Annotated in this window: 16 protein-coding genes; 5 read left to right on the top strand and 11 right to left on the bottom strand. The window is 72.5% G+C overall.

Annotated features, from left to right (window positions below):
• Positions 1-219: 219 nt before the first annotated feature.
• The gene (locus BGM09_RS34590) at positions 220-507 is read left to right on the top strand and encodes a hypothetical protein (RefSeq protein ID WP_188285708.1); all 288 of its coding nucleotides are present in this window, start codon (positions 220-222) and stop codon (positions 505-507) included.
• A 230-nt stretch (positions 508-737) separates the two neighbouring features.
• A complete protein-coding gene (locus BGM09_RS34585) occupies positions 738-2,102 on the top strand; it encodes a hypothetical protein (RefSeq protein WP_317453009.1) in 1,365 nt (454 codons plus the stop codon).
• A gap of 5 nt (positions 2,103-2,107) precedes the next feature.
• On the opposite strand, the gene BGM09_RS34580 is transcribed toward BGM09_RS34585, so the two are convergent.
• Positions 2,108-3,622: an O-antigen polymerase gene (locus BGM09_RS34580; protein ID WP_223188016.1), complete on the bottom strand. Its 1,515-nt coding sequence runs from the start codon at positions 3,620-3,622 to the stop codon at positions 2,108-2,110.
• A gap of 152 nt (positions 3,623-3,774) precedes the next feature.
• Here BGM09_RS34580 and BGM09_RS34575 point away from each other — a divergent pair, with 152 nt between their 5' ends.
• On the top strand, positions 3,775-4,920 hold the full coding sequence (locus BGM09_RS34575; protein WP_188285707.1) for a glycosyltransferase: 1,146 nt from the start codon (positions 3,775-3,777) through the stop codon (positions 4,918-4,920).
• 105 nt (positions 4,921-5,025) lie between these two features.
• Here BGM09_RS34575 and BGM09_RS34570 read toward each other — a convergent pair whose 3' ends face one another.
• The 4 genes from BGM09_RS34570 to gmd form a co-directional block, all read right to left on the bottom strand.
• On the bottom strand, positions 5,026-5,850 hold the full coding sequence (locus BGM09_RS34570; protein WP_188285706.1) for a glycosyltransferase family 2 protein: 825 nt from the start codon (positions 5,848-5,850) through the stop codon (positions 5,026-5,028).
• A 50-nt stretch (positions 5,851-5,900) separates the two neighbouring features.
• A complete protein-coding gene (locus BGM09_RS34565) occupies positions 5,901-6,653 on the bottom strand; it encodes a hypothetical protein (RefSeq protein WP_188285705.1) in 753 nt (250 codons plus the stop codon).
• On the bottom strand, positions 6,650-8,872 hold the full coding sequence (locus tag BGM09_RS34560) for a LamG-like jellyroll fold domain-containing protein (protein WP_188285704.1): 2,223 nt from the start codon (positions 8,870-8,872) through the stop codon (positions 6,650-6,652). Before BGM09_RS34560 ends, BGM09_RS34565 begins: the two co-directional genes overlap by 4 nt.
• 119 nt (positions 8,873-8,991) lie before the next feature.
• Positions 8,992-10,005: a GDP-mannose 4,6-dehydratase gene (gene gmd / locus BGM09_RS34555; protein WP_188285703.1), complete on the bottom strand. Its 1,014-nt coding sequence runs from the start codon at positions 10,003-10,005 to the stop codon at positions 8,992-8,994.
• A gap of 95 nt (positions 10,006-10,100) precedes the next feature.
• On the opposite strand from gmd, the gene BGM09_RS34550 reads away from it, so the two are divergent.
• Complete coding sequence (locus BGM09_RS34550; RefSeq protein WP_188285702.1) at positions 10,101-11,063, top strand: GDP-L-fucose synthase family protein; 963 nt, start codon at positions 10,101-10,103, stop codon at positions 11,061-11,063.
• Here BGM09_RS34550 and BGM09_RS34545 read toward each other — a convergent pair.
• Positions 11,060-12,556 carry a sugar transferase gene (locus tag BGM09_RS34545; RefSeq protein WP_411158403.1) on the bottom strand — a complete coding sequence of 499 codons (1,497 nt, stop codon included), beginning with the start codon at positions 12,554-12,556 and terminating at the stop codon, positions 11,060-11,062. The genes BGM09_RS34550 and BGM09_RS34545 overlap by 4 nt on opposite strands.
• A gap of 286 nt (positions 12,557-12,842) precedes the next feature.
• On the opposite strand from BGM09_RS34545, the gene BGM09_RS34540 reads away from it, so the two are divergent.
• Positions 12,843-13,838, top strand: coding sequence for a small ribosomal subunit Rsm22 family protein (locus BGM09_RS34540; RefSeq protein WP_188285700.1), 996 nt, complete (start codon positions 12,843-12,845; stop codon positions 13,836-13,838).
• A gap of 5 nt (positions 13,839-13,843) precedes the next feature.
• Here BGM09_RS34540 and corA read toward each other — a convergent pair whose 3' ends face one another.
• The 5 genes from corA to BGM09_RS34515 form a co-directional block, all read right to left on the bottom strand.
• Positions 13,844-15,007: a magnesium/cobalt transporter CorA gene (gene corA / locus BGM09_RS34535; protein WP_188285699.1), complete on the bottom strand. Its 1,164-nt coding sequence runs from the start codon at positions 15,005-15,007 to the stop codon at positions 13,844-13,846.
• Positions 15,004-16,581, bottom strand: a complete 1,578-nt coding sequence (locus BGM09_RS34530; RefSeq protein ID WP_188285698.1) for a phytoene desaturase family protein — start codon at positions 16,579-16,581, stop codon at positions 15,004-15,006. The genes corA and BGM09_RS34530 overlap by 4 nt, the downstream gene beginning before the upstream one ends.
• 79 nt (positions 16,582-16,660) lie before the next feature.
• Complete coding sequence (gene ddaH / locus BGM09_RS34525; protein ID WP_411158402.1) at positions 16,661-17,482, bottom strand: dimethylargininase; 822 nt, start codon at positions 17,480-17,482, stop codon at positions 16,661-16,663.
• A 358-nt stretch (positions 17,483-17,840) separates the two neighbouring features.
• Positions 17,841-18,671, bottom strand: a complete 831-nt coding sequence (locus BGM09_RS34520; RefSeq protein ID WP_188285697.1) for a heme ABC transporter ATP-binding protein — start codon at positions 18,669-18,671, stop codon at positions 17,841-17,843.
• Positions 18,668-19,678, bottom strand: a complete 1,011-nt coding sequence (locus tag BGM09_RS34515; RefSeq protein WP_188285709.1) for a FecCD family ABC transporter permease — start codon at positions 19,676-19,678, stop codon at positions 18,668-18,670. The genes BGM09_RS34520 and BGM09_RS34515 overlap by 4 nt, the downstream gene beginning before the upstream one ends.
• Between the last annotated feature and the right edge of the window lie 159 nt (positions 19,679-19,837).

Genomic DNA, 19,837 nt, shown 5'->3' with positions numbered 1-19,837 from the left:
ACGTAGTCGACATGCCGCGCATACGTCTCCACGGGTTCGCTCTCGCGGAGCGACGGCGGCTCCACGTACTCCCACCGCACCCCCAACGTCCCCGCGACCTCCCGCACTTCCCCCGGCGTCCCGCCCCCCGCCCCCCCCCCCCGCCCCCCCCCCCCCGCCCCCCCCCCCCCCGCCCCCCCCCGCCCCCCCGCGCTGGCGCTCGCCGACCGGGTCGACGGCGTGGTGGTGGTCTGTGACCCGCGAGAGGTGCACCGCGCCGACCTCGTCCGCGTCCGCGAGCTGGTCAACGCGGCGGGCGGCGCCGTACTCGGCGTGGTCCTGCACTCGGCCGCGGAGACCGGCGGCGGGCACCGCTTCCGCCTCGGCCGCCGCAGGACCGCCACCGGCCGCACGGGGAACGGCGGTTCCGGCGGTGGCGGGATACCGCAGCAGCCCCGGCAGCACGACGGGGAGCCGTCCGCCCAGTCCCACAGTCCGGCCGCTCCGGAACGACACCCGGTCCCTTGACGGGCCCCGACCCGCGGCGCCCCGTCACCCACCCGGTCACGACGGCGGCCGCGGGCCCCGGGGCCACGTTCGCGTACGGCGGCCCGTCCGATCCCTCAGGCACCTCAAGGCCGTCCGGTCCGGCGGGCCCGTCCGACGCGTCGCCGGACGGCCAGGACGAGTCCGGCGACCAGGACGGGTCCGGCACGGCCAAGGGCGGGCCCGGCACCAAGGCCGCCATCATCAGCTCGGTGGCCGACCAGGGCGTCGCCGCCTTCACCAACATCATCGTGCTCGTCGTGGCCGCCCGGCTGTCCAGCGCCGCCGGATTCTCCGTGTTCTCCATGGTCTACATGGTGTTCACGGTGCTGCTGGGCGTCGGCGTCTCCTACGTGGGACAGGCGCTGGTGCTGGAGCGCGGCGCCGCGCAGGTGAAGGCCGCCTGCCGCAGCGCGGCCACCTTCACCGCCGTGGCGTCCACCGTGATCGGCTTCTCGATGGCCGCGGGGCTCGCCTTCGTACCCGGCGGCACCGCGCGCGGCCTCGCGGTCCTCGGCCTGGTGCTGCCGATCGTGCTCACCCAGGACGGCATGCGGTACTGCTTCTCCGCCCTGCGGCTGCCGCACTACGCGCTCGCCGCCGACACCGTACGACTCGTCGTCGCCGTACCGGCGCTGGCCATGCAGCCGCACGGCGCGGGCGCGGTCCGGCTCATCGCCGTCTGGGGCGTGTCCGCCGTGCCCGCGCTGCTCGTGGGCGCCGCCCTGCTGTGGCCGAAGGTCAAGGGCGCGCCGGTGAACCTGCGTAAATTCGTCCGCCGCGGGCACCTCGGGCAGCGCTTCGTCATCGAATTCGGCGTCGGCAACGCCACCAGCCAGCTCGCGGTCGTCGGCCTCGGCCTGTTCGCCGCGCCGCTGGCCGTCGGCGCCCTGCGCGGCGCCACCACGCTCTTCGGCCCGATGAACGTGCTCTTCAACTCCGCGACCGCCTTCGGCCCGCCGCTGCTCAACCGGGTCCGCGGCTCCGACGACAAGGTGCGCGCGACCGCCGTCCTCGCCATCGTCCTCGCCTGGATCGCGGCGTCCTGGACGATCGTGCTGATGCTGCTGCCCGCCCATGTGGGCCGCCAACTGCTCGGCGACACCTGGGCGTCGTCGTCCGCGCTGCTCGCCGCCTCCGGCAGCCAGTACGCGTGCATCGCGCTCGGCACCAGCGCCCTGCTGACGCTGCGCGTGCTGCGGCCCCGCGCCACGCTGCCGATCCAGGTGGTCTTCTCGCTCGCGTCCGTGGTCTTCATGCTCGCCGGCTACCAGTGGGACGGCGTGATGGGCGCCGCCTGGGGCCTGGCCCTGGGCTCCGCCCTCAAGGCGGTGGCGCTGTGGCTGCGGATCGTCACGGTCAAGCGCGCCCCCGTCGCGGCCACCGCCGGTCAGTCGCCGGACGCCTCCGCTGAGGGCGTCACGCCCTCACCCGCGATGGTCAGCGGCGTCGCGGTGTCAGGGACCCCCGCCTCCGGCGTTGTCGTCAGTCGCGATGGCTCCGCCATCACTCCCTCCTCCGCCTTGGACTCGAAGGCCCCTGACACCGCTCCTTCCTCCACTGACCATCGCGGGTGAGGGCGTCACCGCAGGATCTTCCGCCGGTCCGCGCTGAAGGTCGTCACCAGCAGCAGGCACACCGCCGCGATGCCGATCCGGCCCGACGCCTGGAGCAGCGGGCCGCGCAGCAGGATGAAGGAGTAGCCGCACACCAGCGGGATCACCACGGCCATCACCGTGCCGGGGCGGCCGTCCTCCAGCGTGCGCTGGGCGTATCTGCGGTCGCCGCGGGCGCAGAAGTAGCCCAGCAGCAGGAAGCCGCCGGTCATGCCGACCGGGCCGAAGTCCAGCCACAGCTCCGCCCACAGCGGCGACGACAGGTTGGTGTTGGTCATGCCCATCCACTGGCCGACCTGCACACCGGAGTCCAGCGGCTTGCCGTGCCAGATCGAACGCGGCACGAAGAAGAAGACGTCGGCCGCGAGCTGCCGCCCGTGGGAGTGCCCCTCGCCGGACCCCACGAACGTGATGGTGTTCGCGAACATCCCGATCTGGTCGTAGTCCTTGAGCGTCAGCGGCTCCAGCGCCGACGTCGTCTCCACCGGGTGGTAGCCGCCCGAGTCGTACCGGAAGCGGTCGAGGAACGGGAAGAGCAGCAGCGCCGCCACCACGCCCGTCACCAGGGCCGTGCGGTACATCACCGGGCTCTTGGGGAAGGCCGTGAACAGCAGCGAGAACACGACGGTCAGGAACCAGTACCGCGGGTTGGAGATCGGGTTGTTCACGATCACGTTGATCAGCACCAGGCCGGTGAGCGCGGCGATGGCCAGCGGCCTGCGGCGGGCGATCCGGGACGTGATCATCCAGCGGATGAGGAAGAGCAGGGCCAGCAGCGCCGGTACGGTGCCGAAGCCGCGGATGAACGCCGAGCCGACATGGCTGTCGCCGCCGCTGCCCGCGAGACCGCTGGACTGCACCGACTCGCTGATGCCCTGACGGCTGGAGAAGAAGACGGTCGGGCCGCCGAGCTTCATGATGCACAGCGCGCTGCCGAGGTAGGCGACCACGATCAGCAGCCACAGGCGGCGCCGTGACACGGACGCCTGCGGGCGGGCCCTGCGGATACGGGCCGCCGGGCGGTGCCGGGCCAGCAGCGCGCCGACGTCGAAGGCCACGCAGCCGATCAGGACCAGCGTGATCGCCGTCGTCGTGTCGGTGCGCGGGCCCACCACCGGCGTCGGGACCTGCCCGATGACCGCCTGCGCCAGCGGGGCCACGCCCATCGCCACGTACACGAACAGCCAGAACGCGCCCTGGATCAGCCGCCGTCGCCGGGTCAGCACCATCGCCGCCAGCCGGCCGCCGCCGTACACCGTCAGCGTCAACTGGAGCCAGTACGCGGTGTCCCGCACGCCCGTGCCGGGCTGGGCCGCCACGTACGCGGGCAGGAAACCCACCAACGCGATGACCAGCGGCACCGCCAGCGCCCGCGACAGCGCCGCACGCGGCACCGATGTCGTGGCCTGCGCCTCGTCCGTGCCGGGCCGGTCCTGCGGCTCGCCCACACCGGACTGGTCCTGTGCCACGTCCAGGGCCATGGCCCACCCCCTTCATGCTCCCCGCGCCGAGTCTATGGCCTCCGGCCGGGAGGATCAGGGCGTCCGGGGCCGGAAGTGCCCCGATGAGGGCCCGGTGTCGATAATGTGAACCCGAGGCGCGGGGGCGCCGAAAATCAGGGGTGGGGAGCCATATGAAGGTGCTGCATGTCGTCACGCTGCATACGCCGACGAACGACTTCGGCGGCCCGACCCGGGTGGCGCTGAATCTGTCCAAGGGCCTGCGGGCCCGAGGCATCGACGCCCGGATCGCGACGCTGGGCGACGGCTTCACGGGCCCGCTGCCGACGGAGCTGGAGGGCGTGCCGTCGTTCGTGCACCAGGCACGCCACGTGCTGCCGTTCGAGGTGAGCGGCATCACCTCGCCGGGGCTGCTGGCGAAGGCGCGCCGGATGGTGAAGTCGGCGGACGTGGTCCATGTGCACCTGATGCGGGACCTGATCACGCTGCCGTTCGCGCTGGTCGCGCTGGAGGCCGGGGTGCCGCTGGTGATCCAGACGCACGGCATGATCGACCCGACGGAGAAGCTGTTCGCGAAGGCCGTCGACGTCCTGGGCATGAAGCGGGTGCTGCGCAAGGCGGACGCGATCTTGCACCTGACGCAGATGGAGCGCGACGGTGTGCAGGCGGTGGTGCCCGACACCCCGCTGACCACCTTCCACCGGCTGGTCAACGGCGTGACGGTGCAGGACCGCAGGCCCGCGCGGGCCGACCGCCCGCCGACCGTGCTCTATCTGGCCCGCGTGCAGAAGCGCAAGCGCCCCGAGGACTTCGTGTCGGCGATGCCCGTGGTGCTGGCCAAGTACCCGGACGCGCGCTTCGTGCTGGCGGGCCCCGACACCGGCGATCTGACCGGTCCCATGCGGGAGCTGGCGGCGGAGCTGGGTGTGGCGGACTCGCTGGAGTGCGTCGGCGCGCTCGGCCACGAGCAGGTGCTGGAACAGCTCAGGACGTCCGATGTGTACGTGCTGCCGTCGGTGGTCGAGCCGTTCGCCGTCTCGATCCTGGAGGCGATGTCGGTCGGCCTGCCCGTGGTGGTGACCCGTACCGGCGGCCTGTCGCCCGACGTCGAGGCGGCGGGCGCGGGGCGGATCACCGACAGCGACCCCGACGCGGACAACGGCCCGCTGGTCGGCCAGGCGATCCTGGAACTGCTCGAACCGGCCGCCAACGAGGAGGCGTCGGACGCCGCCTGGCGGCTCATCCGCGACCGCTTCTCCATCGGCGCCGTCGTCGACACGCTGATGGAGGTGTACGGGGGCGTCACCCGCGCCGGGTGACGCCCCCGCGTGCGCTTCCGGACCCCGGGTCCCGGAGCGCGGTCCGGAAGGTCGGCCCCGGGAGGACCGGGGCCGACCTCGGGCAGCGCGATCAGCGACCGCGGGTCAGGGCGTGCGCCCCTCCCGCGTCTTGAGGCCGATCTGCCAGCGGTAGAAGCTCATGGCGAGCGCGTAGTCGAAGCCCGCCCGGCCGTCGAGGAAGCCGCGCTTGTAGACGTAGGCGTAGGTGAAGGACACCAGCGGCTTGAACGGCGCCTTGTGGAAGAGCTGGCCCTGGCGGGTCTTGACCTGCCGGATCTCCTCCTTCACCTGGGGGTTCAGCTCCAGCCACGCCTCCCAGTCCGAGTAGCGGTTGTGCCGTTCGAACCAGGTGCGCACCGGGTCGAGATCCTCGTGCTCGATGGGTGAGCGCAGCCGGGCGGCCGACGGCGCGACCGGCTGGTAGTGGCCCTCCTGCTCGCCCATGCCGGGCGCTTCGAGGTCGCCGACCTCGGGGAAGCGGCAGCGGGTGCGGTCCAGCAGCGCGCGCTTGACGATGGTGTAGCCGTGCCGCAGCCGCCGCCCCGCGAACCAGTAGCCCAGCGGGATGTCGAAGGCGGCCACCGACGGCGGCCCGGCCGCGAAGGCGGCCTTCAGCTCGGCGAGCAGCTCGGGGCTCGGCGTCTCGTCGCCGTCGAGGAAGAGCAGCCAGGGGATCTCGGTGCGGACATGGTCCAGGCACCACTGCTTCTTCTTCGGATACTTGCCGTCCCACGCGTACTCGACGATCTCCGCGCCGAGGCCCTCGGCGATCTTGCACGTGCCGTCGGTGCTGGCCGAGTCGACCACCACCACGGCCTCGACGTGGTCGATGACCGACGACACCGTACGGGCGATGTTCTCCGCCTCGTTCTTGGTCGGTATCGCCACCACGATCGGGAGCTTGCTCATGCGGTCCCTCCGTTCATCTCGGTCTCGTCCCGCGGCTCACGGCGCATCGCTCACCCCGTGCCCGCGAGCCACACGTAGCAGCCGCTGGAGGTGACGCCGCGTGCGGCGGCGGGGACCGTCATCCGGGCGCCGCTGCCGGCCGACAGGGTGCCGTTCGAGCTGGTCACCCGCCAGGTGCAGTGCGTCGACGGGTGCGGCGCGCGGTAGGTGCCGGGCGCGACCGACGTGCCGGGTACGGCCTTCGCCGCCACCGTGAACGTACCGTCGGCGAAGCCCCGCGCGGCGGCGTCGATCACCGGCTGCTGGTCGGGGCAGAGGCTGCGGACGGCCGCCGCCGCGCCCGACCTGCTGATGTCACCGGTGACGATCGCCCCGGCCGCCGCGTCCTTGTCGATCTTCGCGGTACGGGTCAGCCGGTCGCAGATCTCCTGGCCGCCTTCGAGGACGGCCACCGGGTCGGTGCCCTTGGGCACCCGCCCCGACAGATAGGACTTCTGGGTCGTGCTGAAGGTCCCGCCGCCGGGCGGGGTGAGCTGCGCGTCCGGCACCTTCGGGGCGTCGGCCGCGGACCCCGGCGCCTCGGTGCTGTCGTCCGAACCGGCGCCGGCGTCGGGGCTCTTGGTCGCGGACGGTCCCGAGGTGCCGCCCGTGGCCGTCGCGGAGACGCCGGGCGACGCCTTCGCGTCGTTCTTCGCCGTGTCGTGACCGCCTCCGCCACCCCCGTCGCCGCAGGCGCCGAGCAGCACCGCCGCCGCCGTCACGAGGACGGCGGCGGCAGTGGCGGAGCGGTGGATCCGGATCACGGAGCGGTCCCGAGCGCGTACTGGTTCGCGATCTGGGCCGGGCTGAGGACCGTCGGGAAGACGGCTGCCTCGTCGATCGAGCCCGCGAAGAACTGGCTCGTCGGCTGGGAAGGCCAGCCGTTCAGGTTGTCGCCGCCGACGCGCCAGAAGCCGTTGTAGTTCTGGCTGGTGGTGACGGCGGCGTCGCTGCCCTTGAGGACGCCGTCCACGTACAGCCGCATCCCGTTCGACCCCTGCGTCGCGACGACCTGGTGCCAGTTGCCGTCGTTGTAGCCGCCGGTGGGCGTGGAGACGATGCGGGTGCTGCCGGTGTAGGCGCCGAAGATGAGCTGACCGCTGTTGGTCATGTAGACGTGCTTGTCGTAGTTGCCGCTGGTCTCGGTCGCGAGGTTCCCGAAGCCGATCAGCTTTCCGCCGGAGGTCGTGGTGGTCTTGAACCACGTCTCGACGCTGTACGCGGACGGTGTGGCGTGCGAGCGGTCGCTGTACGTCCACTGGGTGGAGCCGTTGAAGGTGTACGCCTTGGAGCCGGGCACCGCGCCCGGCGAGACGGCGTGCACCGGGCCGCCGACGCTGATCCCGCTGTCGTCGGCCGCGGAGGCGTCCGCGTTGTACGAACCGGCGGCGGCGTCGTAGCGCCAGTACAGATTCGCGCCGTCGGCGAGGATCTGCGTGGCGTACGGCTCGGCCGTGGCCGGGACGGTGGCCGCCGCGTTCGGCGACTGGGCGCTGGTGTTGATGCCGTCACTGGCCGACACCCGGTAGGTGTACTTCACGCCGGGCGTGACATTGGTGTCGGTGAACGTGATCTGCGGGCGGATCCAGGGCTTGGAGTCGCCGCTGACCGTGTAGACGGGGGTGGCGGCGCCGTTGCGGTACACGTTGTAGATCAGCGTGCCGTCGTCGTTGTCGGTGCTCGACTGCCAGGTCACCTTCACCGAACCGGGGTCGATGCTGCTCACCGCGGTCTGCGGCAGCGTCGGGGCCCCGGTGTCGGGGCCGTCGGCGAAGCGGGTCAGGCCCTGCTGGGCGCCGCCGTTGACGGTGGTGAACTCGCCGCCGACCCACATGTAGTCGTGGCCGCCGGACGAGGAGATCGCCATCACGCGCGGGCCGATCTTCTCGCCGATCCCGTCGTTGGTGTCGGGGTACCACGACAGCAGGTGCGGGTCGGTGACCGACTCGGCGAGCAGGTGCTTGCGCGTCGAGTTGGGGAATTCGCCCATGCTGGAGCAGTCGTGGGCGTGCGAGCCGCTGTAGAGCACGGTGCCGTAGACGACCAGGCTCTGCGTGGCGCCCAGGCAGTTGTCCCGCCAGACCTGGTTGAAGTCGGTGAGGCTGAGGGCCACCCGGCCGTCGAACACACCGCCGCCGGTGCCTTCGTTGGCGGTGTAGAAGGCGTTGCTCGCCGGATCCACGATGATCGACTTGGTCACCGAGGTCGCGTCGAGGAACCCGGGCGGGTACGCCTTGGTCAGCGCGCCGGTCGTGGTGTCGACCACGGCGAGCGAGTGCGAGTAGGTGCCGCCGACGTAGTTGAAGTCACCGCCGATGATGGCGTTCTGGCCGTCCGGGGTGATCGCCAGCGCCCGGCCCGGCAGGTCGGCGTTGGGCGACCACGGCAGCAGCGTGCCCGCGGTGTTCACCGCGGCGAATTTGCCCCGGGACTGGCCGCCGACCGACGTGAAGTCGCCGCCGAAGTACACGGCGTCCGAGGTCGCGGCGATGGCGCGCACCGTGCCCGAGGCCGCCGGGTGGAAGGTCGTGCTGACCGCGCAGGTGGCCAGGTTGATCGCGGCCAGGCTGCTCACCCCGACACCGTTGACCGCGCCGAAGAAGCCGCCCGCGTAGAGCGTCTGGCCGTCGGGCGAGACGGCCAGCGCGCGCACGGTGGCGTTGTTGGAGCCCACCGTGAAGTTGAGCTGGCAGCCGGTGGGCGCGCCGGTCGCCGCGTCGAAGGCCGCGAAGTTCGCCACGGACGTCTCGTTGGTCCCGGCCGCGGACCCTGCGGGCCGGATCGCGGAGAAGGTGCCCCCTGTGTAGACCACGCCGTTCGCCTGGGCCATGGCCCACACGATCCCGTTGGTCTGGTACGTGCTGAGATTGTCGGCGGTGATGCCGACCGGTGGTTGGAGCGCGGTCGCCGATGGCGACGACATCACTCCCAGCGTCGCGGCTGCCAGCAATATGGCAGCCGAGAACACCGGCAATTTACGCATGAGTTGCCCCCCAGGCCCCTGATGTGTTGCAACGGCCGATACGGCCGTCGTGATGCACGGCAGAGTAGGGGGTTCCGCTTAGCCCGGTCTGCCATTTTGACGAATAAAGTGACATCACATCATCTGTCGATGCGAATCGTGGCCCCCGACAACTGGTCCGCCACCTGCCGGATGTCCGCGTCGACCATGATCCGGGCCAGCTCCGCGACCCTGACCTGCGCCTTCCAGTCCAGCAGGTCCCGTGCCTTGCTCGCGTCGCCGATGAGCGCGTCGACCTCGCTGGGCCGCTCGTATTTCGGGTCGTACCGGACATGTTCGGCCCAGTCCAGGCCCGCGTGCTCGAACGCCACCTCCAGGAACTGCCGTACGGTCGCGGCCTCGCCGGTCGCCACCACGTAGTCCTCCGGCTCGTCGCGCTGGAGCATCCGCCACATCGCGTCCACGTACTCCGGCGCGTAGCCCCAGTCGCGGACCGCGTCCAGATTGCCCAGGTAGAGCCGGTCCTGGAGGCCGGCCTGGATACGGGCGATGGCGCGGGTGATCTTGCGGGTGACGAAGGTCTCACCGCGGCGCGGGGACTCGTGGTTGAACAGGATGCCGTTGACGGCGTACATCCCGTACGCCTCGCGGTAGTTCACCGTCGCCCAGTAGGCGAAGACCTTCGCGCAGCCGTACGGGCTGCGCGGGTGGAAGGGGGTGCGCTCGTTCTGCGGCGGCGGGGCGGCGCCGAACATCTCCGAGGACGACGCCTGGTAGATCCGCGCCTCGATGCCGCTCGCCCGCAGCGCCTCCAGCAGCCGCAGCGCGGACAGCCCGGTGACGTCCCCGGTGTACAGCGGCGCGTCGAAGGAGACCCGCACATGGGACTGCGCGCCCAGGTTGTAGATCTCGTCCGGCCGCAGGTCGCGCAGCAGGCTCACCAGTGCGATGCCGTCGGTGAGATCCGCGTGATGCAGCACGAAGGAACGGTTCTTCTCCTGGGGGTCCTGGTAGATGTGGTCGATCCGTTCGGTGTTGAACGTCGACGAGCGGCGCACGAGGCCGTGCACGGTGTAGCCCTTGGACAGCAGCAGCTCCGCGAGATACGAGCCGTCCTGGCCGGTGACGCCGGTGATGAGCGCGGTCTTGCCCATGTGAGTCCCCCCAACTGGTCGGGTTGTGCTGTATTTCGTACGTAAAGATGGGTTGGCACCCGATCGGGTGAAGTGTGCTGGCAGAATGCCGTTCCATGACAGACCTACTGCCCGATGCGGCCCGGATCTTCGTCGCGGGCCACCGTGGCCTCGTCGGCTCCGCCGTGGCCCGCCGCCTCACCGCCGAAGGCCACCAGGTGCTCACCCGGGGCCGCGCGGAACTGGACCTGCGGGACGCGGCGGCGACCGCCGCGTACCTGCGCGACATCCGGCCCGACGCGGTGGTGCTCGCGGCGGCCAAGGTCGGGGGGATCATGGCCAACTCGACCTACCCCGTGCAGTTCCTTGAGGACAACCTCAGGATCCAGCTCAGCGTGATCGCCGGGGCCCACGAGGCGGGCGTCGCCCGCCTGCTCTTCCTCGGCTCCTCGTGCATCTACCCCAAGCTGGCCCCGCAGCCGATCCACGAGGACGCGCTGCTCACCGGCCCCCTGGAGCCGACCAACGAGGCGTACGCGCTCGCCAAGATCGCCGGCATCGTCCAGGTGCAGTCCTACCGCAAGCAGTACGGCGCCTCGTACATCTCCGCGATGCCCACCAACCTCTACGGCCCCGGCGACAACTTCGACCTCGCCACCTCGCACGTGCTGCCCGCCCTCATCCGCCGCTTCCACGAGGCCGAGCGGGACGGCGCGGCCGAACTGACCCTGTGGGGCAGCGGCACACCGCGGCGCGAATTCCTGCACGTGGACGACCTCGCGGCGGCCTGCGCGCTGCTGCTGCGGGTCTACGACGGCGCCGAGCCGGTCAACGTCGGCTGCGGCGAGGACCTGACCATCCGCGAACTGGCCGAGACCGTCAGGGACGTCGTCGGCTACCGCGGCACGATCGGCTGGGACACCACAAAACCCGACGGCACGCCGCGCAAGCTGCTCGACGTGTCCCGTCTGCGAGCGCTCGGCTGGCGGCCGGAGATCGCGCTGCGGGACGGGATCGCCGCGGTGTACGCGCACTGGCGGGCGACCGCCGGGTCTGTGGCCGGAACAGTGACTCACTAGTACGCCCCACGTCCGTCGACCACGGCCCGCAGGGTGCGGGCCATCACATCCGCGTCGCCCGAGAGCGACCAGTTGTCGACGTACCGCAGATCGATCGCGAGGGTCTCGTCCCAGGACAGCTCCGACCTGCCGCTGACCTGCCACAGACCCGTGATGCCCGGCTTGACCGCGAGGCGCCTGACCTCCACCTCGTTGTACCGCGCCACCTCGTCGGGCAGCGGCGGACGCGGGCCGACCATCGACATCTCGCCGCGCAGCACGTTCACGAGCTGCGGCAGCTCGTCCAGCGACAGCCGCCGCAGCAGCCGCCCGACGCGGGTGACCCGGGGGTCACGGCGCATCTTGAACATCAGGCCGTCGTTCTCGTTGGCCCCGTGCAGATCGGACTTGCGCTGCTCCGCGTCGACCACCATCGTGCGGAATTTCCACATGGTGAACGGCACACAGCCCTGCCCGTACCGGATCTGCCGGTGGAATGCCGGACCCTGCGAGGTCAGCCGGACCGCCGCCGCCACCAGGCCGAAGACCGGGGATAGCAGCAGGAGTCCGAGCCCCGCGCCGACCCGGTCGAGGGCCGACTTGAGCACCGGCTGGACGCCGCGCCTGGACGGCGGGGCGATGTGCAGCATGGCCAGGCCCGCGGGCGCGTCCAACTGCACCCGGCGCACGGCCACATCGATCAGCCCCGGCAGCACCGCGAGCGGCAGGCCCGCGTCGTGCAGGGACCAGGACAGCCTGCGCAGCCGCTCCGCGGACAGCCGCGGTCCTGGCGCCACCAGGACCAGTTCCGCCCCGTGGTCGCGGGCGGCGCCGAGCACGATGCCCGCGTCCTCGGCGAGACCGGACGGCGCGACCGCGCCGAGCCGTGCGGTGACCGGGGCCCCGCACTCCAGCTTGGCGTTGCCCACCGGGACCACCCCGACCACCACATACGCGTGTTCGGTACGGGCCGCGAGGTGGCCCACCACATGGTCGGCGGAGCTCGGCTCGCCGATGACCAGCACCCTGCGCACGGCGTGGGCCTCGCGCCGGGCGGCGATCAGGTGGTGGTGGGTGAGCATCCGGCAGGCCGCCGTGAGCACGGGACCGGCGGTCAGCCCGGCCAGCGCGTACGACGGTTCCGCCACCTGGTCGAAGGCGGTCCTGACCACGGCGAGTACCCCGAGGAGCATCAGCCAGTCCCGGAGCACCGCCCCGGCGCCGCGGTGCTCGCCGAGGACGTCCGCCGCGTAACGCCGCCTGACCGTCTGGACACCCACCCAGGCGAGCGCCGCCACGGCGGCGCAGGCCAGCGGGTGCGGCTGGCCGGTGGCATGGAAGATCGCCGCGACCGGGAACGCGATCCCGAGCACGTCGACGGTGAGCGCGAGCGGCAGATACCACCGCGCCTTGTCACTGAACCTGCCGTGCCCGCCGTACGGGCCGGGCGCGGCGAGGGCGCCGGCGGAACCCGATGCCCTCCTGCCGAACGCGTGCGCGGCTCTCGCGCGCACGGGTCTCGTATCGGCACTCATGGGTATGACCGGCAGAACCCGGTTTGCTTCGACACGCCGCATGGACCCCCCTGGCACATCGCGACCGACGAGGCGCTCTACCACTTCCCCAAGGGGTAGTGCGCCTGGATAACAGCGAACGCTAGGCCAACACGAGGGCTTTCCGCTGCGGTTTACGCAGATTCGAGCCGTTGTTATGACCGAGTTAACACAAGTATGGATATCGAATGGCCACAGAGTGTAAGGAGGCCGTTACGGGTGTGCACGACCCTTACAGTTGGGACTTGTGTCCACTGTGCACCTACCCGACGACCTGCGTACAGCCCTCTCGGCGCGACTGAGCGCCACGGCCCCCACCAGGGCTTCTGCCGAGGTGGAACGCCTCATCGAAACATATCGTGGCAAGTCGCCGACGTCAGCGCCCATTCTGCGGGACGCGGCGTCGGTGGCGGCCTACGCGGCCTACCGTATGCCCGCCACGTACGCGGCCGTCAGGGCCGCGCTCGAGGCATTCCGTTTGCGGGCCGGGCAGTGGTCGCCCGCGACCCATCTCGACCTCGGCGGCGGGACGGGCGCGGCGACCTGGGCGGTGGCCGACGCCTTCCCGGACGAACGGTCAGGGGGCGCGCACACCTCCACCGTCCTGGACTGGTCGCAGTCCGCCCTCGACCTGGGCGGTGAACTGGCGCGCACCGCCGAGTCGCCCGCCCTGCGCACCGCGCGCTGGACCCGGTCGCCGCTCGGCGGCGGACCCGCGCTGCCCGCCGCCGACCTGGTCACCGTCTCGTACGTGATCGGGGAGTTGACCGCCGCCGACGCCGCCGCGCTGATCGACGCGGCCGCGGTGGCGGCCACCGGGGCGGTGCTGGTCGTCGAGCCCGGCACCCCCGAGGGGTACGCGCGCACGATCGCCGCCCGCGACCGGCTGCTCGCCGCCGGGCTCACCGTCCTCGCGCCCTGCCCGCACGACGCGGCCTGCCCGGTCACCGGCGACGACTGGTGCCACTTCGCCGCCCGCGTCCAGCGCAGCTCGCTGCACCGGCAGGTCAAGGGCGGGTCACTGCCCTACGAGGACGAGAAGTTCAGCTACGTGGCCGCCGCGCGGTTCCCCGCGACCCCCGCCCACAGCCGCGTCGTGCGCCACCCGCAGATCCGCAAGGGCCTGGTCCTGCTCGACCTGTGCACCGCCGACCGCGGCCTGGTCCGCGACACCGTCAGCAAACGCCACGGCGACACCTACCGCGCGGCCCGCGACGCCTCCTGGGGCGACGCCTGGCAGTAGCGCCTTTAAAGCCAGCCGTAGCGGTGGAAGGCGCGGTAGCACAGGAAGGACAGTGTGGCCATCACGCCCATCATCAGCGGGTAGCCGAAGGACCAGCGCAGCTCGGGCATGTGGTCGAAGTTCATGCCGTAGAAGCCCGCGATCATCGTCGGGACGGCGAGGATCGCGGCGCCTGCGCTGATCCGCCGCATGTCGACGTTCTGTTGCACGGCGAGTTGGCTGAGATTGGCCGCCAGCAGACCGTCGACCAGCTCGCCGTAGCCCACCAGCCGCTCGCGGACGTGGGTGAGGTGGTCGGCGACGTCGCGCAGATAGCGGGCGACCTCGGAGCCGATGAGCCGGTCGGGCTCCTCGCTCAGCCGCTGCAAGGGCCTGGCCATCGGGTGCACGGCCCGCTTGAACTCGATGAGCTCCCGCTTGAGCTGGTAGATGCGCTCGGCGTCGTCGCCGTGCGAGGCGGAGAAGACGTCGGCCTCCAGGTCGTCCACGTCCAACTCGACCTCGTCGGCCACGTCCAGGTAGTCGTCCACGACCTGGTCGACGATGGCGTGCAGGACCGCCGAGGGGCCGTGCGCCAGCATCTCCGGGCTGCTTTCGAGGGCGTGCCGTACGCGGGTCAGCCCCGGCGCGCTGCCGTGCCGCACCACCACGACGAAGTCCGCGCCGAGGAAGATCATCAGCTCACCGGTGTCGACCACCTCGCTGGTCGCGGTCAGCTTCTCGTGCTCGACGAAGACGATCGTCTTGACCACCATGAACAGCGAGTCGCCGTACCGCTCCAGCTTGGGCCGCTGGTGCGCGGTCACCGCGTCCTCGACCGCCAGCGGATGCAGCCCGAACACCTCGGCGATCTCGGTCAGATGCTCCGCCTCCGGCTCGTGCAGCCCGATCCAGGCGAAGCCGCCGGTGTGCTTCCTGGCCTCCGCCAGCGCCTCGCGCGGCGGCAGCGACGCCACCCGCGCGCCGTCCGCGTACACCGCGCAGTCCACCACCACGTCGGCGGTGCACCGCCGCTGCTCCGGCACCGTGCCGTCCTCGCCGAGGGTGTGCCAGGTGCCGCCGCGCCGCCACTGCCTGCGGCCGACCGTGCGGCGGGCCAGCCGCCGGGGATCGATCAACCGCGGGTCCAGATGCCGGCCGGGGGTGATGCCGCGCTCGTCGGTGGTCATCGTGCCTTCTCCAGTACCGCCATGGCCGCGTTGTGCCCGGGAACGCCGCTCACCCCGCCGCCGCGGGCCGCGCCCGCGCCGCAGAGGAAGACGTTCTCATACGGGGTGCCGACGCCCCAGCGGCCTGTGGCGTACGTCACCTGATCCGCGTCCGGGGCGGCGTACGGCCACGACAGGTCGCGGTGGAAGATGTGGCCGCCGGGCAGGCCCACTTCGCGCTCCAGGTCCAGCGGCGACTTCGCCTCAAGACACGGTCTGCCGTCGCCGTCCAGCAGCAGGCAGTCCGCCAGCGGCTCGGCCAGCACCGCGTCGAGCCGCGCCAGCGTCGCCTCCAGCAGCGCGGCCTTCGCCCCCGCCGGGTCCGCCGCGAACAGCCGCGCGGGCGTGTGCAGTCCGAACAGGGTCAGCGTGTGGACGCCCCGCCCGGCCAGTTCTGGGGAGAGGACCGACGGGTCGGTCAGGCTGTGGCAGTAGATCTCCGACGGCGGCGCGTCCGGCAGCCGCCCCGCGGCGGCCTGCTCGTACGCGGTCGCCAACTGCTCGTAGCCCTCGGCGATGTGGAAGGTCCCGGCGAACGCCTCGCGCGGGTCCACCGAGGTGTCGCGCAGCCGCGGCAGCCTGCGCAGCAGCATGTTGACCTTGAGCTGCGCGCCCTCGGGAGCCGGACCCGGCGCCGCCTCGCCCAGCAGCCCGGCGAGCGTGTGCGGCGCCGCGTTGACCAGCACGTCACGCGCCCCGACCGTCTCCTGCCGCCCGTCGCGTTCGTACGTCACCTCCGCGCGTACGCCGTCCGCCGCGATGCCCGTGACCTCGGCGCCGGTGACGATCTCGGCGCCCGCCGCGCGGGCCGCGTCCGCCAGCGCGTCGGTGAACGCGCCCATCCCGCCCACCGGCACGTCCCAGTCGCCGGTCCCGCCGCCGATCACGTGGTAGAGGAAACAGCGGTTCTGCCGCAGCGACGGGTCGTGGGCGTGTGTGAAAGTACCGATCAGCGCGTCGGTGAGGACCACGCCCCGCACCAGGTCGTCGGCGAAGACCGCCTCCACCGTCTCGCCCAGCGGTCGCTCGAACAGCGCCTCCCAGGCCGCGGAGTCGCCGATCGCGCTCTCCAGCGCGGCCCGCGAGGGCAGCGGCTCGGTCAGCGTCGGGAACACCGCCTCCGCGACCCGCCCGGTCATCGCGTAGAACCGCTGCCACGCTTCAAAGTCCCGGTCGTCGCCGGTCAGCGCGGCGAACTGCTCCCGCGTACGGGCCGCGTCGCCCGCGTCCACCAGCAGGCCGCCGGTGCCGCGCGGGGTGTACGAGGAGATCCGGCGGCGGCGCACCGCGAACCGCAGCCCCAACTCGTCGGTGATCCGCGCGGGCAGCAGGCTGACCAGGTAGGAGTAGCGCGACAGCCGCGCGTCCACCCCGGCGAAGGCCCGGGTCGACACGGCCGCGCCGCCCGTCGCGGGCAGCCGTTCGAGCAGCAGCACCCGGCGGCCCGCGCGGGCCAGATAGGCGGCGGCGACCAGCCCGTTGTGGCCGCCGCCGACGATCACCACGTCATGCCGTGCCCCGCTCGAAACGTCCATTCCCGCACCCTATGACGCGGCGGTGCACGGCAGGGCGCGGTCGGGACCGGGCGGCTCGGCCGGTCGGTCCACGCGCTGGTCAGGCGACTGCCGGGCGCAGCTCCATCGTGCAGCACTTCACGCTGCCGCCGGCCTTGTGCAGCTCCGACATGTCCACCGGGACCGGCTCGAAGCCCCGGTCGCCCAACGGCCCGAGCAGGCCGGTGGCGGTACGCGGCAGCAGGACGTTGCGGCCGTCGCTGACCGCGTTGAGGCCGAGCGCGGCGGCGTCCCGCGCCGTCGCCAGCAGCGCGTCGGGGAACAGCCGGGCCAGCACGGCGCGGCTGCCGGGGGAGAAGGCGCCGGGGTAGTACATGATCTCGTCCTGCGCGTCGTCGAGCACGGCCAGTGCCGTGTCCAGGTGGTAGTAGCGCGGGTCGGTCAGCTCCAGGCCGATCACCGGACGGCCGAAGAACTCCTGCGCCTCCGAGTGCGACAGCGGGCTGCTCCGGAAGCCCTGGCCCGCCAGGATCCACGTCGCCGTGACCGCGAAGTCGCCCTCCGCCTCGTTGATGTGGACCGGCTCGCGCGGGTCGGGGAAGCCGTTGCTCCTGAACCACGCCAGGTGCGCCGGCGCCTCGGCCTCGCGCTCCGGGTTCGCGAACCTCGCGCCGAGCACTTTCCCGTCCACGACGGTCGCGCCGTTCGCCGCGAACACCATGTCCGGCAGATCCTCCACCGCGTCCAGCAGCTCCACGGTGTGGCCCAGCGCCCGGTACCTGTCGCGCAGGTCCTCCCACTGGAACAGGGCCAGTGCCGGGTCCACCGGTTTCGTCGGGTCCATCCACGGGTTGATCGAGTACGTCACTCGGAAGTGCGCCGGTGGACACATCAGGTACCGGCGGGGTGTCGCAGTGCGCAAAGAGGGCTCCTCGGGGGGTGGTGAAGGGCCGCCTCCGGCGGACGGTCGGCCCCCCGGAGTTCGTACGTACGCCCCGATTCTGCGCCTCCCGCTGAGGTCCCGCACCACCAAGCGCCCCAAAGGAGCGCCCCTCCCGGTGCGCGACCCCCAGACGGTCCCTCCGCGTGGCGCGGTACGCCGATTTTTTAGGGGCGCGGGGAACTGCGCGACAAGCTGAGACGTGGCCGCACGTCACCACCGGCCCGGGTGGGGCAGTTCGGTTGTCATCGGACCACCGGCCCGGTGGGGGCGGGCCGCGCGGTTCCTCCCCCAACCTTCGGCCGGGAGGTGCCCCCAGCGCCCCTGACGGGGCGGGCTCTCAGCGGAGGGGGAGGACCAGGGGGGCGCCGCTGCGGGGGTGGGGGAGGACTTCGACGGGGTGGCGGTAGACGGCGGAGAGCCGTTCGGCGGTGAGCACCGCCGCGGGCGAACCGTCGGCGGTGACGCGGCCGGAGGACAGGATGGCGATCCGGTCGGCATGGGCGGCGGCGAGGCCGAGGTCGTGGAGGACGACGACGACCCCGCGCCCGAGAGCGGCCTGCTCGCGGCAGACGCGCAGGACGAGCTCCTGATGGTGAAGGTCGAGGGCGGCGGTCGGCTCGTCGAGCAGAAGCAGCGGCGCGCGTTGGGCGAGCACCCGCGCGAGTGCGACGCGGGCGCGCTCGCCGCCCGAGAGCGCGGGATAGGCCCGCTCGGCGAAGCCCGTGACCTCGGTGGCGCGCATGGCCGCCGCCACGGCGGCCTCGTCCTCGTGGGCCGGCACGGTCCCGGCCCAGGGCGCGCGCCCCATCCGTACGACCTCGTCGGCGGTGAAGGGGAAGGCCAGCGGCGAGGACTGCGGGAGCACGGCCCGGCGCAGGGCGAGCTGCCGGGCGGTCCAGCGGCCGAGGGGCGCGCCGCCGACGCGCACCTCACCGGCGTCGGCGGGCACGTCACCGGCCAGCGCCCCCAGCAGCGTGGACTTGCCCGCGCCGTTGGGCCCGACCAGGGCGAGCACCTCGCCCGCGTGGACGGCGAGGCCGACGCCGTCGAGTACGGGGCGCCCGCCGAGCCGTACGACCAGGTCGTGGGCCTCGGCCAGGACGTCGCCGGGGGTGGGCGGCGGCGGGAGGGACGTACGGGCGCGGCGTCGTACCGCGAGCGGCCTCATGCCCAACCCCCCTGCCGGCCGCGGGTCCTGCGCAGCAGCCAGAAGAAGAAGGGGCTGCCGACCAGCGCGGTCAGCACGCCCAGCGGCAGCTCCGCGGGCGAGGCGAGCGTACGGGCGGCGAGGTCGGCCGCGACCAGGACGAGCGCGCCGCCCAGCGCGCTGCCCGGCACCAGGAAACGGTGTCCGGGACCCGCGGCCATCCGCAGCAGGTGCGGCACGACGAGCCCGACGAAGGCGACGATCCCCGCGACCGCGACGGCCGCGGCCGTCAGCAGCGCCACGACCAGGATCACCGCGATCCGCATCCGTTCGACGTCCACGCCGAGGTGCTTGGCCTGGCGTTCGCCGAGCGCCAGCAGGTCCAGGCGGCGGGAGAAGAACGGTGCCGCGGCGAGACCCGCCAGCGCGCAGGGCAGCACCGCGAGCACCTTCGGCCAGCTCGCCTGGGCCAGCGAACCGAGCTGCCAGAAGGTGATCTGGGTGAGCTGCGAGTTGTCCGCGAAGAAGACGAACAGGCCGATGAGGGCGCCCGCGAAGGCGTTCACCGCGATGCCGGTCAGGACGAGGGTGACGACCTCTGTCCGGCCGCCGGACCGGGACAGGCCGTACACGACGAGTACGGTCAGCAGCCCGGCGACGAAGGCGCACACCGTCACCGACCAGGTGCCCGCGAAGGTCAGGCCGAGCGCGATCGACCCGACGGCGCCGACCGCGGCGCCGGACGAGATCCCGATCACCCCCGGCTCGGCCAGCGGATTCCCGAACACCCCCTGCATCAGCGCCCCCGCGCACCCCAGTGACCCGCCGACCAGCAGTGCCAGCACGATGCGCGGCAGCCGTACGTCCCACAGCACCGACTCCGCCACCCGGTCCAGCCGGTGTCCCCCGAGGCCGCAGCGGTGCGCCACCGACGCCAGCACGTCCGCCGCCGGAATCCCGTACGCCCCGATCCCGGCCGACACGACGCTCAGCACGGCCAGCCCTGCGGCCAGCCCGCCGATCAGCAGGGCGGCCCGTCGCCGGGACGGCCACGCCTGACGGGCCGTTGGCGCGGGCCCGCCGCTCGCGGAGCGGCTCTTGCCGAGCCCCGGCGCGGCCCCTGCCCCGGGGGAGAGCGGCGCCGGACCGCTGTCCTGCGGGGTACTCGCGGGGTCGGTCCCCGCGAG

This window comes from Streptomyces sp. CBMA29 (assembly GCF_014596445.1).
Classification (GTDB): Bacteria; Actinomycetota; Actinomycetes; order Streptomycetales; family Streptomycetaceae; genus Actinacidiphila.
The sequence above is the reverse complement of the archived record's forward strand: the minus strand, read 5'-3'. Positions and strand labels throughout refer to the sequence as shown.